Below are 13,257 nucleotides of genomic sequence, written 5' to 3' on the forward strand. Positions count from 1 at the left end.
AGTACATGTATCGATTTGACGTCGTCATCGTCGGTTCGGGACCAGCCGGTGTCGCGACCGCCGAATGGCTTCACGATCACGAGCCGACCATCACTATTGCCGTCATCGAACGCGGGCCTTTATTACTGCGTCGGCATTTCTACGACTCAGGCGGATCGGTTCGCGACCGCGACGCGTTCTTCAACGAGCATCGCGAGTGCCCCTGGATCGGAGACCTCAGCGAGGGCGGCACCCTCCTTCCCAGCCTGGGCGGACGCGGCATCGTAGGCGGCAGCCAACTGCATCGTTTTTACAGCGAGGATTTCACCTTATGGAAGAACGGGTCATGGCCGATTGATGCCACACAACTGGCACCCTACTTTTCGGCAGCGGAAGCTCGCCTGCTGGGCAGCACGCGTTCCACGGGACCGTCTCAAGACTTCGTCTGCTCCACATTGGCCAAGTTCGGCGCCCGGCATCCACCAAGCGGCCCCGCGATCAGCGATCCAGCAGGTGTCAATGGCGGATTTTCACATCGGAGCTCGGCAGAACGACTGCTTACTCTACTCAATCCGGATCTTTCAAATACGGAGAAGCGAATACAGGTCTTCCCCGAGACCGTAGCCATCAAACTTGTTTCACCTCGTTCGAACTCCAGTCAAGTAACATACGTACGTTGCGTATCGGCACGGAGATCCGAGCAGGCGGCATTCGATATTGGCGGCAGCGTGTTCGTCTTGGCAGCAAGCCCCGTGGAGTCCGCACGACTGCTACTCGTATCCGATCTGGCCGATGCCAGGTCCAGTTCTTCGACCGTGGGTCGTTACTTGACTGAACACATATACTGCCGAGGCCATCTCGACGTGTCAGGAAACGCCGATATCGGCACCGGCACGATCAATGCCTTTCTCCCGCCACCCGGCCCCCACCTCGACGAGCGCTATCAAATCGAAATGCGATCGATCGCCGAACCTGATCAAGATCGCAGAATTGTCCGCATCACTGGCTCGGCGGCTATGGACCCGAATCGTGACAACAGGGTAACGCTCGCCACCAGCGTATACGATGGCTACGGTGTTCCCCGAGCCTCAACGACCCTAAAGCTGTCGACAGGGGACCAAAGACGGACACAGTCGATGATTCAGGCGATGCACGACGTGGCAACTCACTTGAACGGTACGTGGCTTACCCCGCCCGTCGTTCTCCCTCGCGGCTCAAGTTATCATGAAACAGGAACGTTGCGCATGACCGCATACGAGCAGGAAAGCGCCACGGATCCCAGCGGCCTGCTTCGCGGAACGACTAACGTTTTTGCCGGCGATGGCGCGGCTTTCGCGAGTGTAGGTGTCGCCAATCCGATCCTGACAATCACAGCCATGGCCTACAGGCTCGCGACAGCTCTGCCGGGCTATTTGACGTAGCTTCCGATCTATTCTGACTCCTATGCCCGGCCCCGATCGATGGGCGCCTCCGGTGTCCAAGGGCGCTAGAGTGGATGTTCACGCCGGGCCGGTTCGCACCTAGGTCGACCGGCGACTTAGCCGCCGCCGAAGGTCAAGGCGGTGGCGCCGTGCGATCGTTGATCGTTCCGACGTACGGCGGCGTGAGGCAGGTCAGGCCGGGTCTAGAATGGTGCGCTGCCACGATCGCCGGGCCGTCGAGGTTGGGCTGGACGAAGACGGGCTTGCTCATCCGTCCATGATCACACGCCTCCGGCGCCCGGGTGGGCGTCGGTCATCAGGTCGGCCAGGTCCTCCGGGGCCAGGAACGACGGCGGGGGCGGCGGGCCCCACGCGTAGAGGCTCTTCTCCCCCGCCACCACGCGCGGCTCCCAGATCTGGTCCTCCAGGATGCAGTCGATGTCCGAGTAGTACTCGGAGAAGTTGCCCGCCGGGTCGCGCAGGTACCAGAAGAAGTTCGAGCCGATGTAGTGCCGGCCCAGGCCCCAGGTGTGGCGCTCGGGGTGGCCCTCGAGCATCGCGGTGGCGCCGCGGCCGACCTCGTCGACGTCGTCGACCTCCCAGGACGTGTGGTGCAGGAAGCTCACCGGCGCCTGCTGCACGAGCACGTTGTGGTGGTCGGTGGAGCAGCGCATGAACGAGGCGAAGCCCGGGGCTTCGTCGCTGACCTTGAAGCCGAGCCCGTCGGTGAAGAACCGCTGGGTGGCGGCCTGGTCGGTCGACCCGAACACCACGTGCCCGAGCTTGCGCGGGCGGACGGCCTGCTCCCGGTCGATGGCGGGCGCGCGGACGTTGGCCCGCCGCGCCGCCCCGGGCTGGTTGTAGGCCACCGGTTCCGGCGGCTCCTGCCGCAGCCGCGGCGCGACCGAGACGACGACGTCGAGGCCGGTCACCGGGTCCTTCGCGTGCAGGGCGTCGCCGACGCGCCGGCTGCCGAGGTCGAGGCGGGCCAGCGACGCGGCGACGCGGTCCAGGTCGTCCGGGTCGTCGGCGCCGACGCCGACGCCGAGGGTCAGCAGCCGCCGCTGGGCGCTGTGGCGCAGTTCGAGCTGCTCACCACCGTCGGCGGTCGAGAACCCTGCGCCGGTCGGGGTCAGGCCGAACTCGGTGTAGTACTTGGCGGTCTCGTCGACGTTCGGGACGCCGACGGTGATCTTGGTCAGGCGGTGCAGGCTCACGCTGTTCCTCCGGGTCAGACGAGCGGGGTGATCTGGTCGTCGCGGCCGAGCAGGGCCTTGCCGTAGATCTCGTAGCCGACGGCGGGCAGCACGATCGCGTGCCGCGCGGCGACGGCCGAGTCGCGCCACATCCGCTGCAGCGGGTTGGCGTCGGCGAAGCTGCCCGCGCCGTGCGCCGAGAGCAGGATGTCGATCGCCTTCGTGATGTTCTCGACGGCCCAGCCGGTGTCCACGCGTACGCGGGCCCGCAGCTCGGTGCCGGGGTAGGTGCGGTTCGCGGCGGCCGTGTCGAGGTCGTCGGCCGCGCGGAAGACGTGCAGGTGCGCGGTGTCGATCCGCATCGCGGCCTCGGCCAGCTGCAGCTGGAAGGCCGCCGACTCGGCCTGGGTCGTGTAGGCGGTGTAGGAGATCGCCTTGCGGGCGGCCTTCTCCCGCACCATCGCCAGCGCCGCGCGGCCCAGGCCGAGCTGCGGACCGGCGAGCACGAGCGCGAGCACCGGCACGAACGCGGCCCGGTAGAGGTCTTCTTCGGGGTCCGCCGTCGCGTACTGCCCGGCGATAGCGGGCGGCACCGACATCACGCGGTGCTCCGGTACGAAGACGTCCTGCGCGACCAGGCAGTTCGAGCCGGACGAGCGCATCCCGGCGACGAACCACGTCTCCTCGAGCCCGAGGTCGGTGCGCGGGATCAGCGCCATGCCCTGGTCGACGACCTCGCCGCGCGCGTCGGTCAGCGGGATGCCGACGCCGGCCCAGTCCGCGTGCCAGGAGCCGGAGTTGTAGTACCAGCGCCCGGTGACGCGGTAGCCACCGTCCACTTTGGTCGTCTCGGCGGTCGGCGCGAGCACCCCGGAGACCTTCGCGTCCGGGTTCGCGCCCCAGACGTCGTCCTGCGCCTGCTCGCTGAAGAGCCCGGCCAGCCAGGCGCAGACGTTGCTCAGGGCGACGACCCAGGCGGTGCCGCCGTCGGCCTCGCCGACCGCCGCGGACACCTCCAGCATCGACCGGACCGGCAGCCCGTAACCGCCGTAGCGACGGGGCTGGGCGATCTTGAACGCGCCGGCGTCGGTCAGCGCGGTGATGCTCTCTTCGGTGACCCGCCGGTCGGCCTCACCCTGCGCGGCGTTCTTCGCGAGCAGCGGCTGGATCTCGCGGATCCGGGCCAGGACGGCTTCGGTGGTGGGCGCGGGCTGTTCGGTCGCGATGGTCATGACGTCGTTGTCCTTTCGCAGGCTGGTCCTTCTGCCGCAGCGGGTCGTGAGTGTTTAGGAGGGTTAGAACCCTTCTAAACACTCACGACCGGTACTGGCGTGACGCGGGTGACTTCTGGTGCGGGTCGGTCAGCGGGCGCAGGCGGCGATCAGGTCGGTGATGGGCGGCCGCGGCCGTTCCGCGTAGCGGGAGTGCGTGCCGAAGGTGCGGTGTGCGTAGACCAGCGGCGGGCGCTCGGCGCGGCCCAGCGCCGTGACCCGGCCGAACAGCAGCTGGTGGTCGCCCGCCTCGACCGTGCGGTCCAGGTCGCAGGCGACCCAGCCGGCGGCGTCGCGCAGCCGGGGCAGGCCGTCGTCGGCGAACCACGCCGTCTCGCCGCCGAAGCGGTCGGCGCCGCGGGTGGCGAACAGCACGGCCAGGTCGTCCTGGCCCTCGCCCAGCAGGTTGACGCCGAACCGCCCGGCGCCCCGGACCGAGGCCAGCAGCGCCGATCGCCGGTCGAAGGCGACGGCGACCAGGGGCGGGTCGAGCGAGAGCGAGGTGAACGAGCTGACCGTCGCGCCACACGGGTGGCCGTCCGCGGAAACCGCCGTCACGATCGTCACCGGCGCGCACACCGCCGCCATCACCGCGCGGAACCGGTCCGCGTCGACGGCGGTCACGGCGCGGTGAACCGGTGGTGCATCCGGCCGATGCCCTCGATGGTGCTGACCAGTTCGTCACCCGGGTTGAGGAACCGCTGCGGGCTGCGCGCCATGCCGACGCCGGCCGGGGTTCCGGTGAAGATCAGGTCACCCGGCCACAGCGGCAGCACGGCCGAGAGGCGGGACACCAGCTCCGGCACCGAAAAGATCAGCTCGCTCGTCCGGCTCTTCTGCACGGACTCGCCGTTGACCGCGCATTCGAGCGCGAGGTCGTCCGGGTCGGCGAACTCGTCCGGCGTCACCACGAACGGCCCGATCGGCCCGAAGCCGGGACGGGACTTACCGAGACTGAACTGCGGTGCGGGCCCGGCCAGCTGCAGCGTCCGGTCGGAGAGGTCCTGCCCGATCGTGAGCCCGGCGACGTGCTCCCAGCCGCGTCCGGCCGGGACGTCGCGCGCGGGAACGCCGATGACGGCGACGAGTTCGACCTCCCAGTCCGTCGGCCCCGGCAGCGCGATGTCGCCGGACGGCCCGGTCAGGCTGCTCGCGAACTTCGTGAAGACGGTCGGCGAGTCCGGCAGGCCGAGGCCGGCTTCGGCGGCGTGGTCGCGGTAGTTGAGCCCGATGCCGAAGATCTGGCGCGGCGCCGGGACCGGGACCCCGAGGTCGGTTTCGGCGAACGGCGTCGCGTCCGCGGGAGCTGTCGCGGCCCAGTCCGTGAACTCGGCCCAGCGGTCGTAGATCGCCTGCGGGTCGGCGGAAAACCGCCGCTCGCTGGCCTGTTCGACGTCGATGGCGCCGGCCTCGGTCACGAGGACGAGCCGTCCGGAGAGTGTGGCGATCCGCATGAGCTGCCTTTCGATCGGTCGACCCGACTCATACTCTGCCCGAGATAGACGACTGTCAAGCACAGAATCGATTATCAGTCGAAGAGTGTGTTACGCTGCGATCATGGCGAAGAGAGCGGGCGGCGAGAGCCTGGCCGTGATGGTCTACGACCAGCTGCGGTCGGCGATCCTCAACGGCGAACGGCGGCCCGGGGAACGGCTCAAGCCCGGCGACCTCGGCGAGCAGTACGGCGTGAGCCTCAGTGTCGTACGGGAGGCCCTCGGCCTGCTCGGCGCGAAGGACCTCGTGCAGGTCGACCGCAACCGCGGCTTCCACGTGACGCCGTTGTCGCTGCGCGCGCTCAACGACCTCACCGAGGCCCGAGTGGTCAACGAGGGCGCGGCGATCCGGCTGTCCGTCGAGCGCGGCGGGGTCACCTGGGAGTCCGAGGTGCTGGCCGCCCACCACCGGCTGTCGGTCCAGCCCATGCTGCTGCCCGGCGCCCAGCTGCGGCGCAACGAGGAGTGGGCGGTGGCGCACCTGGCGTTCCACCGCACGCTGGTCGAGGCGTGCGGCAACGCGGTGCTGCTGGACATCTGCGCCCGGCTCTCGGACGCCGCCGAGGTCTACCGCGCCTGGTCCGCCACCGGCACCCAGGAGATGCACCGCGACGTGGCCGGCGAGCACAAGGGCCTGATGGACGCGGCGCTGGCCCACGACGCCGACGCCGCGGAGACGCTCTTCGCCGCGCACGTCCGCCGCACGCAGCAGATCCTCGTCGACGGGGGCCTCACCCCGGCGGCCGACCGTCCCGCAACGGAGACCGCATGAGCGACGTCACGGCCATCACGCAGCTGATCCTGCACGAGCGCCAGGGCCGCGACCGCGGCTGGTGGGACCAGATGCGGGCGGCGTTCCGGCCGGACTCGACGGTCCGCCTGAGCTGGTTCACCGGCTCCGGCGCCGAGTTCGTGCAGCGTTCCGAAGCGATGAGCGCCCGCGGCGACCTTTCGGTGCACCGCATGGCACCCCCGGTGGTCACCGTGCGCGGCGACCGGGCGCACGCCGAGGCGTCGGCCTCGACCGAGCTGCAGATCGACTTCGAGGGCGTCGCGGCCCACCTGATCTCCTTCACCCGCATCAACTACCGCCTGTCCAAAGAGGACGGCGAGTGGGGTGTGGTGTCGCTCGACGCCATCTACGAACGCGACACCCTCTCCCCGGCGCTGCCCGGCGCGTCCTTGACGGTCGATCCCTCGGACGTGGCGGGCTTCCGGCCCTCCTACGCCCTGCTGGCGCTGTGCCTGGAACGCCGCGGTTACCCGATCGGCACGGACCTGCTCGGCGACGACCGGCCCGAAGCCGTCGCGGCCTTCTACGCGTCGGTGCACACCTGGCTGGACGCGTGACCACCCGCCTGCTGCTGACCCGCGCCACCGTCGTCGACCCGCGTGACGGCGGCCTGTCCCCCAGCACCGATGTCCTCATCGAGGACGGCCGGATCCTCGACGTCCGGCCCGGTATCGAGGCCGACGCCGAACGGGTCGACGCGAGCGGGACCCACGTCGTCCCCGGGTACAACGACATGCACGCCCATCCCCTCGGCCAGGCCGACCCGGCGACGACCCTCGAGCTGATGCTGGCCCACGGCATCACCGGCTTCCGGCAGATGGCCGGCAGCATCGACCTGCTGCGCCGTCGCGCCGCCGGAAAGCTGGGCTTCCCCGAGGCATCCCCCGCGCTCCTCGCGACACCAGGCCCCTTGCTGACCCCGGCGAACGCGTCCACAGTGGACCAGGCCGTCGCCGCGATCCGGGAGCAGCACGCGGAAGGCGCCGACTTCATCAAGGCCGGGCTCGTCACGCGTGACGTCTTCTTCGACGCCCAGGCCGAAGCCCGGCGCCTCGGCCTGCCCCTCGCCGGGCACCTGCCCGCCGGCATCGACGTCGAAAAGGCGTCCCGCGGCGGGATGAAGTCGATCGAGCACCTCGGCCCCGGCGTCGCGCTGTTCGCCTGCTGCTCCGGCGACCACGACCACATCCGGGAGACCGCCGCGGCCGGTGGTCCCCAGCTGAAGCTGCCGCCGTTCAAGATCCCGTTCCTGGACAGGATCATGGACCGGGTGCTGCGCAAGCTGGTGATCAACCCGATCAACGTCAGCAAGCCGGCGGACATCGCGAACCTGTCCCACGCGGTCGGCACGTTCGACCGCGACCGGGCGCAGGTGCTCGCCGAGCGGTTCGCCGCCGACGGCACCTGGCAGGTCCCGACGCTGATCCGGATCAAGACCCAGGAACTGTGCGACTCCCCCGCCTTCGCCGAGGACCCGGACCTCGCCTACATCACCCCGGCCACGCGGAGAGCCTGGCGGGCGGCGGCCGCGAAGTTCGCCGAGTTCCCCGCCGACGCGCGCGCCACCTTCACCGAGGCCTACGCACGGCAGCTCGAACTCACCAAGCTGTTCGACGACGCCGGGGTCAAGATGCTGGCGGGTACGGACTCGTCCGGCGCGGCCTGGGTGATCCCCGGCGCGGCCCTGCACCGGGAGTTCGAGGAGTTCGCCCGCGCCGGCCTGACGCCGTTACGTGTCCTGCAGCTGACGACCACGCTCCCGGCCGAGTTCCTCGGCACCACGGACACGATGGGCACCGTCGAGCCCGGCAAGAACGCGGATCTGGTCCTGCTGACGGAGAACCCGTTGACCGACGTCAGGCACCTGAGCCAGATCGCGGGGGTCGTCCGCGCCGGACGGCACTACTCCGCCGCGGATCTGGCCGCCCGCAAGAAGAAACTGGCCGGCTCAGTGCCCTGACCGGGCCAGCAGCTTGAGCGTGTTCTCCGAGGCGGACCCCTCCGCGGTCGTCACGACGACGACGGTCTGGTCCGGCGAACGCGCCGGGGTCAGGATCTGCTGGGCCACGGTCAGCGGGCCCACCAGCGGGTGACGCAGGTCGTAGGAATCGGCCTCGCACGGCTTGACCCGGTGGTCGCCCCACAGCGCGACGAACTCGGGGCTCTTCATCGTCAGCTCCCCCACCAGCGACGCCAGCAGCGCGTCTCCGGGGTGCCGCCCGGCGACGGCCCGCAGGTTGCCGACGACGGCGCGGGCCTTGCGCGGCCAGTCCGCGTACAGCTCACGGACGTGCGGGTCGAGGAACAGCATCCGAGCGGTGTTCGGCCGGTCCGCCGGCCGCTCGGGCGCGGTGAAGTCGACGTGGCCCGCCATCAGCGCGTGCCCCAGCGGGTTCCACGCCAGGACGTCGCTGCGCCGCCCGAGGACCAGCGCCGGCGCGTCGCCGAGGGAGCGCAGCAGGTCGCGCGCCAGCGGGTCGAGCCGTTCCGGCGGCGGACGGCGCTGGGTGCGCGGGCGGTGCGCGGCCAGCTCACGCAGGTGTTCGCGCTCGTGCTCGTCGAGCCGCAGGGCCCCGGCGAGCGCGTCGAGGATCGCGCCGGACGCGTTGACGGACTGGCCCTGCTCCAGGCGCGTGTAGTAGGAGACGCTGACGCCGGCCAGCTGCGCGAGTTCTTCTCGCCGCAGCCCGGCGACGCGCCGCCGTTCGCCGAGGGCGGGCAGGCCGACGTCCTCCGGGCGCAGCAGCGACCGGCGCGCCCGCAGGAACTCGCCGAGAACAGCCATGCCCCCAGTAAACACGGGTCCGGCGCGGTGAGCCTGACCCTGCCGGGGGTAGGCAGCGGCGGGGCTGGTTGCCCCCGCGAAACCGCCGCAGGGTGGGGGAAACACCAGCGACCCCGGAGCGGACATGCAGGAGATTGTGCTGGGCGACGTCACGGTCACCCGGATCACGGAGTACTACGGCTCGGTCGAGATGTCGCCCGAGACCTTCTTCCCCGAAAGCCCGGACGGCGCCTGGGACGCGGACTGGCTCGCGCCCGACTTCCTCGAACGGGAGAACCACGTCTGCGTCTCGGCCATCCAGACCTGGCTGCTGCGCAGCGAAGGCAGGACGATCCTGGTCGACACCGGCGTCGGCAACCACAAGGAACGGCCCTACACGCCGGTGTGGAGTCACCTGAACACCGGCTTCCTCGCCAACCTCGCGGCGGCCGGCGTCCGGCCCGAGGACGTCGACGTGGTGGTCAACACCCACCTGCACGTCGACCACGTCGGCTGGAACACCTTCCTCGACGACCGCAGCTGGGTGCCGACGTTCCCGAACGCCACCTACCTGATGCCGAAGCCGGACTTCGAGTTCTGGAACCCGGCCAACGGCCACGAGCCGAACCTGGGTCGGGGCAACCAGAACGTCTTCGAGGACAGCGTCGCGCCGGTGCACGAAGCCGGGCAGACGCTGCTGTGGGAGGACAGCCACCGCATCGACGCGAACCTCACTCTCGAACTCGCGCCGGGACACACGCCGGGGTCGTCGGTGCTCACGCTCGACTCGGGCGGTGACCGCGCGCTGTTCGTCGGCGACCTGCTGCACACCGCGCTGCAGCTCGTCGAGCCCGACACGAACAGCTGCTTCGAGGAGGATTCCGCGCAGGCCCGCGCCACCCGGCGGCGGCTCCTCGGCCGGGCCGCCGACACGAACGCGCTCGTCCTGCCCGCCCACCTCGGCGGCCACGGCGGCGCCGAGGTCGTCCGCGACGGCGACCGGTTCGCCATCAAGGACTGGGCCCCGTTCGCCAAGCTCTGAGGAGGACTACGGTGATCGTCACCACCACCACCACGGGCGACGTCCGCGGCCACGCCGGCGTCTTCCTCGGCATCCCTTACGCCGCACCGCCGATCGGCGCGGCCCGGTTCGCGCCGCCCCGGCCGCACGAGCCGTGGGCGGGGGTGCGGGACGCGACGCGGCCCGGGCCGACCGCCCCGCAACCACGCCGGGACGGCTTCGGCGCGCTCGACATGTCGCCGTACTTCGGGCCCGGCTGGGTCCGCGGCGACGACTACCTCACGGTCAGCGTGTGGGCTCCGCCGTCGGCCCGGGACTGCCCGGTGCTCGTGTTCGTGCACGGCGGCGGGTTCGTCACCGGCTCGACGCGCTCGCCGGTGTACGACGGGACGGCGTTCGCCCGCGACGGCGTGGTGCTGGTGACGGTCACCTACCGCCTCGGCATCCCGGGCTTCCTCGACCTGCCCGGCGCGCCGCGCAACCGCGGGCTCCTGGACGTCGTCGCCGCGCTGCGGTGGGTGCGGGAGAACATCGCGGCGTTCGGCGGAAACCCGGGCAACGTCACGCTGGCCGGACAATCCGCGGGCGCCACCATCACCGCCGGAATCCTGGCCACACCCGAGGCCGAGGGCCTGTTCCGGCGGGCCGTCGTGCAGAGCGGCAACGGGCTGGGCGCGTTCACCCCCGAGCAGGCGGCCCGGGTCACCCACGCGGCGGCCGCCGCGCTGGGCGTCGAGCCGACGGTGGCGGCGTTCGCCGAAGTGCCGGACGAGCGGTTCGTCGCGGCTCGGCTGGGTGGCCTGGACCTGCGGACCGCGACGGCCTTCGACCCGCTGCTCGGCCTGAGCCCGTTCAGCCTGGTCTCGGACCGCCAGCCCGCCGAGGCCCTGGCCACCGACGTCGACCTGCTCATCGGCACGAACGCCGAAGAAGGCGCGCTCTACCTTGCGCCCCAAGGAAATCTGACGACCTCGACGGAAGGAGACCTCCTCGAGACGGCGTCCCGGGTGGCCGCCGACCCGGCCGCGCTGGTCGCGAGCCACCGCGGTCAGCGTCCCCATGCGACACCGGGCGAGCTGCGGTCGGCGATCATGGGGGACGCGCTGTTCGGCACCGGCAGCCGTCGCCTCGCCGAGGCCCACGGCGCCGCGTACACCTACGAGTTCGCGTGGCGATCGTCCGCGGTGGACGGTCGGCTGGGCGCGGCCCACACGATGGAACTGCCGTTCGTCTTCGACAACCTGCGCCTCCCGGCCCTGCGCGGCCCGCGTGGACTGCTGGGCCCGGACGAGCCGCCCGCCGAGCTGGCGACGCGGATGCACACGGCGTGGGTGGAGTTCGCGCGGACCGGCGACCCGGGCTGGGCTCGAACGGAAACCCGGCGCTTCACCGAGCGGGCCAGCTCCACCGCATCCCCAGGATCCCTGGTGCCACCCCGGTCCTGAAGACGTGCGCGGGCACCACCGGCGACACGACGACCTCGGCGGACTCCCGCTCGGGGCCGTCCGGTGACTCCAGCCGGAAGGCGTGGCACGACGACGGCAGCGCGTCCGGGTCGAAGTGGACCTCCTGGAGGTGCTCGGCGACCGGGTGCCGGAAGCGGCGGTCGTAGCTGGTGTCCGGGACGCCGTCGGTGTACTCGAACTCGTACTCCAGGATCGCCGTCTCGCCCTCGGCCAGCGACCGGCTCAAGACCAGCTCGCTGATCAGGAACCCCTGCTCCGGCAGGACTTCCGTGCGGCCGGGCACGCAGTACCGGGTCGCCACCAGCCGTGGTGGCGTCCCGGCGACACACCCGCGCAGCGTCACCACCTTGGCCTGCACGGGTTCCGCCGCCGCCCGCACGACCTCGCGCACCCGCAGCCGGGCCAGCGACCGGTCCGCGCGGACGTGCAGGGACTCGTGCAGGCTGAGCACCACCAGCGCCGGGTCGTCGGCCGCGTCGAACGAGTTCAGCACCGGGACGACGCCGTTGCGGGGGCCCCACAGCCGTTCCCAGTGCACCAGGCCGGCCGGGGACGGGCCGCCGTCCGGGCGGGCGAGCAGGCCGGTCAGCGACCCGGCCGGCAGGCCGAGGACGTCCTCCAGCACGGTGACCGCACGCAGGGACTCCGGGCGCTCGGGCCGGGTGCGGCCGGTGCGCCAATAGCTGAGCGTGGTCGTGCTGACCGGCGCGCCCGCCACCGCGAGCCGGTCCTTCAGGCGCGCGAGGCCGAGCCCGCTGAGATCGATGGCCAGCGACAACGCCCGGCTGAACGGGCCGGCGGCGAGCGCGTCGGCCAGCTGCTCCCGGCGTCCGGGCGAATGCACCGCGAACAACGGCATGCGGGCCCTTCTCGGGTAGGTCCGTTCGGTCTAACACCCCGAGTGGCCCGTGTCACCCGACGAACGATCCGTCCTGTTCCGTTGATCGGCCCAGATCCTCGGATGGTTACCCGGACGACCCCGGCCGCTTACGTTCGGTGAGTCCCCACCGCAAGCCCCGAGGAGTCCCCCGATGCGTGAATCCCACGGCCGGTTCGCCCGCGCCGCCGCCCTGCTCGCCGGTTCCTGCGCCGCTCTCGCCACGCTCGCCGCGGCCCCCGCGTCGGCGAGCACCGCGCCGCTCTCCCCCGACGCGGCGCCGTCGATCATCGGCGGCAGCACGGCCCAGAACCCCGGCTACATCACCCGCTTCAACGGCCACGCCAACGGTTACACGTTCTTCTGCACCAGCACGCTGATCGGCTCGCGCTGGGTGCTGACCGCCAAGCACTGCCTGTACGACAACAACGGGCAGCGGCTGACCGACATCGACCTCTACATCGGGTCGAACAGCGCCTCGGGCGGCGCGCACGCGAAGGCGTCGTCGACCTACGTGTGGTCGGGCGGCGACCTCGCCCTGATCAAGCTGAACACCAGCGGCGGCAGCACGTTCGCCCGGCTCGCCACCAGCTCCTCGGACGCGGAAGAAGGCGACTCCGCCCGCGTCTACGGCTGGGGCGCGACCCAGGCGACCGACGAGGGCAGCCACCAGTCGAACGTGCTGAAGCGCGCCGACGTCCGGATCTCCGACACCTCGGCGTCCGACAACTACGGCGGCCCGGCGATCTCGGCGTCGACCCCGAACGGCGCGGTCGCGGGCGGCGACTCCGGCGGCCCGATGATCGACGGCGGTGTCCAGGTGGGGGTCTGCTCGACCAGCGACCGGTCCAGCATCACCACCTACGGCAGCGTCGCCGCGGGCCGCAGCTGGATCCAGCAGACCAGCGGCGTCTGACGGGCCCCGGATCATGGTCCGTGAAGGCCACATTAAGGGACTCAGAGTCCCTCGATGTGG

Annotated in this window: 14 protein-coding genes; 7 read left to right on the forward strand and 7 right to left on the reverse strand. The window is 71.0% G+C overall.

Annotation, left to right across the window (positions count from 1 at the left end):
* Positions 1 to 5: 5 nt before the first annotated feature.
* Entirely contained in the window at positions 6 to 1,400 is a 1,395-nt protein-coding gene (locus VA596_RS47775; RefSeq protein ID WP_323337192.1) for a GMC oxidoreductase, read from the forward strand.
* A gap of 133 nt (positions 1,401 to 1,533) precedes the next feature.
* Here VA596_RS47775 and VA596_RS47780 read toward each other — a convergent pair whose 3' ends face one another.
* The 5 genes from VA596_RS47780 to VA596_RS47800 all read right to left on the reverse strand — a co-directional run bounded on the left by VA596_RS47780 (position 1,534) and on the right by VA596_RS47800 (position 5,321).
* Entirely contained in the window at positions 1,534 to 1,671 is a 138-nt protein-coding gene (locus tag VA596_RS47780; RefSeq protein WP_323337194.1) for a hypothetical protein, read from the reverse strand.
* 10 nt (positions 1,672 to 1,681) lie between these two features.
* The gene (locus VA596_RS47785; protein WP_323337195.1) at positions 1,682 to 2,617 is read right to left on the reverse strand and encodes a VOC family protein; all 936 of its coding nucleotides are present in this window, start codon (positions 2,615 to 2,617) and stop codon (positions 1,682 to 1,684) included.
* A gap of 14 nt (positions 2,618 to 2,631) precedes the next feature.
* Entirely contained in the window at positions 2,632 to 3,828 is a 1,197-nt protein-coding gene (locus tag VA596_RS47790; RefSeq protein ID WP_323337197.1) for an acyl-CoA dehydrogenase family protein, read from the reverse strand.
* Positions 3,829 to 3,957: 129 nt separating this feature from the next.
* The gene (locus tag VA596_RS47795) at positions 3,958 to 4,491 is read right to left on the reverse strand and encodes a flavin reductase family protein (protein ID WP_323337198.1); all 534 of its coding nucleotides are present in this window, start codon (positions 4,489 to 4,491) and stop codon (positions 3,958 to 3,960) included.
* Positions 4,488 to 5,321, reverse strand: coding sequence for a fumarylacetoacetate hydrolase family protein (locus VA596_RS47800; protein WP_323337199.1), 834 nt, complete (start codon positions 5,319 to 5,321; stop codon positions 4,488 to 4,490). The genes VA596_RS47795 and VA596_RS47800 overlap by 4 nt, the downstream gene beginning before the upstream one ends.
* 103 nt (positions 5,322 to 5,424) lie before the next feature.
* Here VA596_RS47800 and VA596_RS47805 point away from each other — a divergent pair, with 103 nt between their 5' ends.
* The 3 genes from VA596_RS47805 to VA596_RS47815 are packed head-to-tail and all read left to right on the forward strand — an operon-like array spanning position 5,425 to position 8,113.
* Entirely contained in the window at positions 5,425 to 6,132 is a 708-nt protein-coding gene (locus VA596_RS47805) for a GntR family transcriptional regulator (RefSeq protein ID WP_323337200.1), read from the forward strand.
* On the forward strand, positions 6,129 to 6,710 hold the full coding sequence (locus VA596_RS47810; protein ID WP_323337201.1) for a nuclear transport factor 2 family protein: 582 nt from the start codon (positions 6,129 to 6,131) through the stop codon (positions 6,708 to 6,710). Before VA596_RS47805 ends, VA596_RS47810 begins: the two co-directional genes overlap by 4 nt.
* The gene (locus VA596_RS47815; RefSeq protein ID WP_323337202.1) at positions 6,707 to 8,113 is read left to right on the forward strand and encodes an amidohydrolase family protein; all 1,407 of its coding nucleotides are present in this window, start codon (positions 6,707 to 6,709) and stop codon (positions 8,111 to 8,113) included. The genes VA596_RS47810 and VA596_RS47815 overlap by 4 nt, the downstream gene beginning before the upstream one ends.
* Here the strand turns inward: VA596_RS47815 and VA596_RS47820 are convergent.
* Complete coding sequence (locus VA596_RS47820) at positions 8,102 to 8,938, reverse strand: helix-turn-helix transcriptional regulator (protein ID WP_323337204.1); 837 nt, start codon at positions 8,936 to 8,938, stop codon at positions 8,102 to 8,104. The two genes, VA596_RS47815 and VA596_RS47820, sit on opposite strands and share 12 nt — an antisense overlap.
* Positions 8,939 to 9,062: 124 nt before the next feature.
* Between VA596_RS47820 and VA596_RS47825 the strand changes: the two genes are divergently transcribed.
* Both VA596_RS47825 and VA596_RS47830 read left to right on the forward strand, forming a co-directional pair.
* Complete coding sequence (locus tag VA596_RS47825; protein WP_323337206.1) at positions 9,063 to 9,959, forward strand: MBL fold metallo-hydrolase; 897 nt, start codon at positions 9,063 to 9,065, stop codon at positions 9,957 to 9,959.
* Positions 9,960 to 9,970: 11 nt separating this feature from the next.
* Positions 9,971 to 11,383, forward strand: a complete 1,413-nt coding sequence (locus tag VA596_RS47830) for a carboxylesterase/lipase family protein (protein WP_323337208.1) — start codon at positions 9,971 to 9,973, stop codon at positions 11,381 to 11,383.
* Here VA596_RS47830 and VA596_RS47835 read toward each other — a convergent pair.
* Entirely contained in the window at positions 11,325 to 12,263 is a 939-nt protein-coding gene (locus VA596_RS47835; protein WP_323337209.1) for a hypothetical protein, read from the reverse strand. The genes VA596_RS47830 and VA596_RS47835 overlap by 59 nt on opposite strands.
* Before the next feature lie 172 nt (positions 12,264 to 12,435).
* On the opposite strand from VA596_RS47835, the gene VA596_RS47840 reads away from it, so the two are divergent.
* Positions 12,436 to 13,197, forward strand: coding sequence for a S1 family peptidase (locus VA596_RS47840; RefSeq protein ID WP_323337211.1), 762 nt, complete (start codon positions 12,436 to 12,438; stop codon positions 13,195 to 13,197).
* The last annotated feature ends 60 nt before the right edge of the window (positions 13,198 to 13,257 follow it).

This window comes from Amycolatopsis heterodermiae (assembly GCF_034929455.1).
Classification (GTDB): domain Bacteria; phylum Actinomycetota; class Actinomycetes; order Mycobacteriales; family Pseudonocardiaceae; genus Amycolatopsis; species Amycolatopsis heterodermiae.

What these genes read in the sequence shown, in the direction of transcription:
- VA596_RS47780 (WP_323337194.1), bottom strand. Translation starts at nt 1,671, where the DNA reads ATGAGCAAGCCCGTCTTCGTCCAGCCCAACCTCGACGGCCCGGCGATC.
- VA596_RS47805 (WP_323337200.1), top strand. Translation starts at nt 5,425, where the DNA reads ATGGCGAAGAGAGCGGGCGGCGAGAGCCTGGCCGTGATGGTCTACGAC.
- VA596_RS47825 (WP_323337206.1), top strand. Translation starts at nt 9,063, where the DNA reads ATGCAGGAGATTGTGCTGGGCGACGTCACGGTCACCCGGATCACGGAG.
- VA596_RS47810 (WP_323337201.1), top strand. Translation starts at nt 6,129, where the DNA reads ATGAGCGACGTCACGGCCATCACGCAGCTGATCCTGCACGAGCGCCAG.
- VA596_RS47790 (WP_323337197.1), bottom strand. Translation starts at nt 3,828, where the DNA reads ATGACCATCGCGACCGAACAGCCCGCGCCCACCACCGAAGCCGTCCTG.
- VA596_RS47835 (WP_323337209.1), bottom strand. Translation starts at nt 12,263, where the DNA reads ATGCCGTTGTTCGCGGTGCATTCGCCCGGACGCCGGGAGCAGCTGGCC.
- VA596_RS47820 (WP_323337204.1), bottom strand. Translation starts at nt 8,938, where the DNA reads ATGGCTGTTCTCGGCGAGTTCCTGCGGGCGCGCCGGTCGCTGCTGCGC.
- VA596_RS47840 (WP_323337211.1), top strand. Translation starts at nt 12,436, where the DNA reads ATGCGTGAATCCCACGGCCGGTTCGCCCGCGCCGCCGCCCTGCTCGCC.
- VA596_RS47775 (WP_323337192.1), top strand. Translation starts at nt 6, where the DNA reads ATGTATCGATTTGACGTCGTCATCGTCGGTTCGGGACCAGCCGGTGTC.
- VA596_RS47800 (WP_323337199.1), bottom strand. Translation starts at nt 5,321, where the DNA reads ATGCGGATCGCCACACTCTCCGGACGGCTCGTCCTCGTGACCGAGGCC.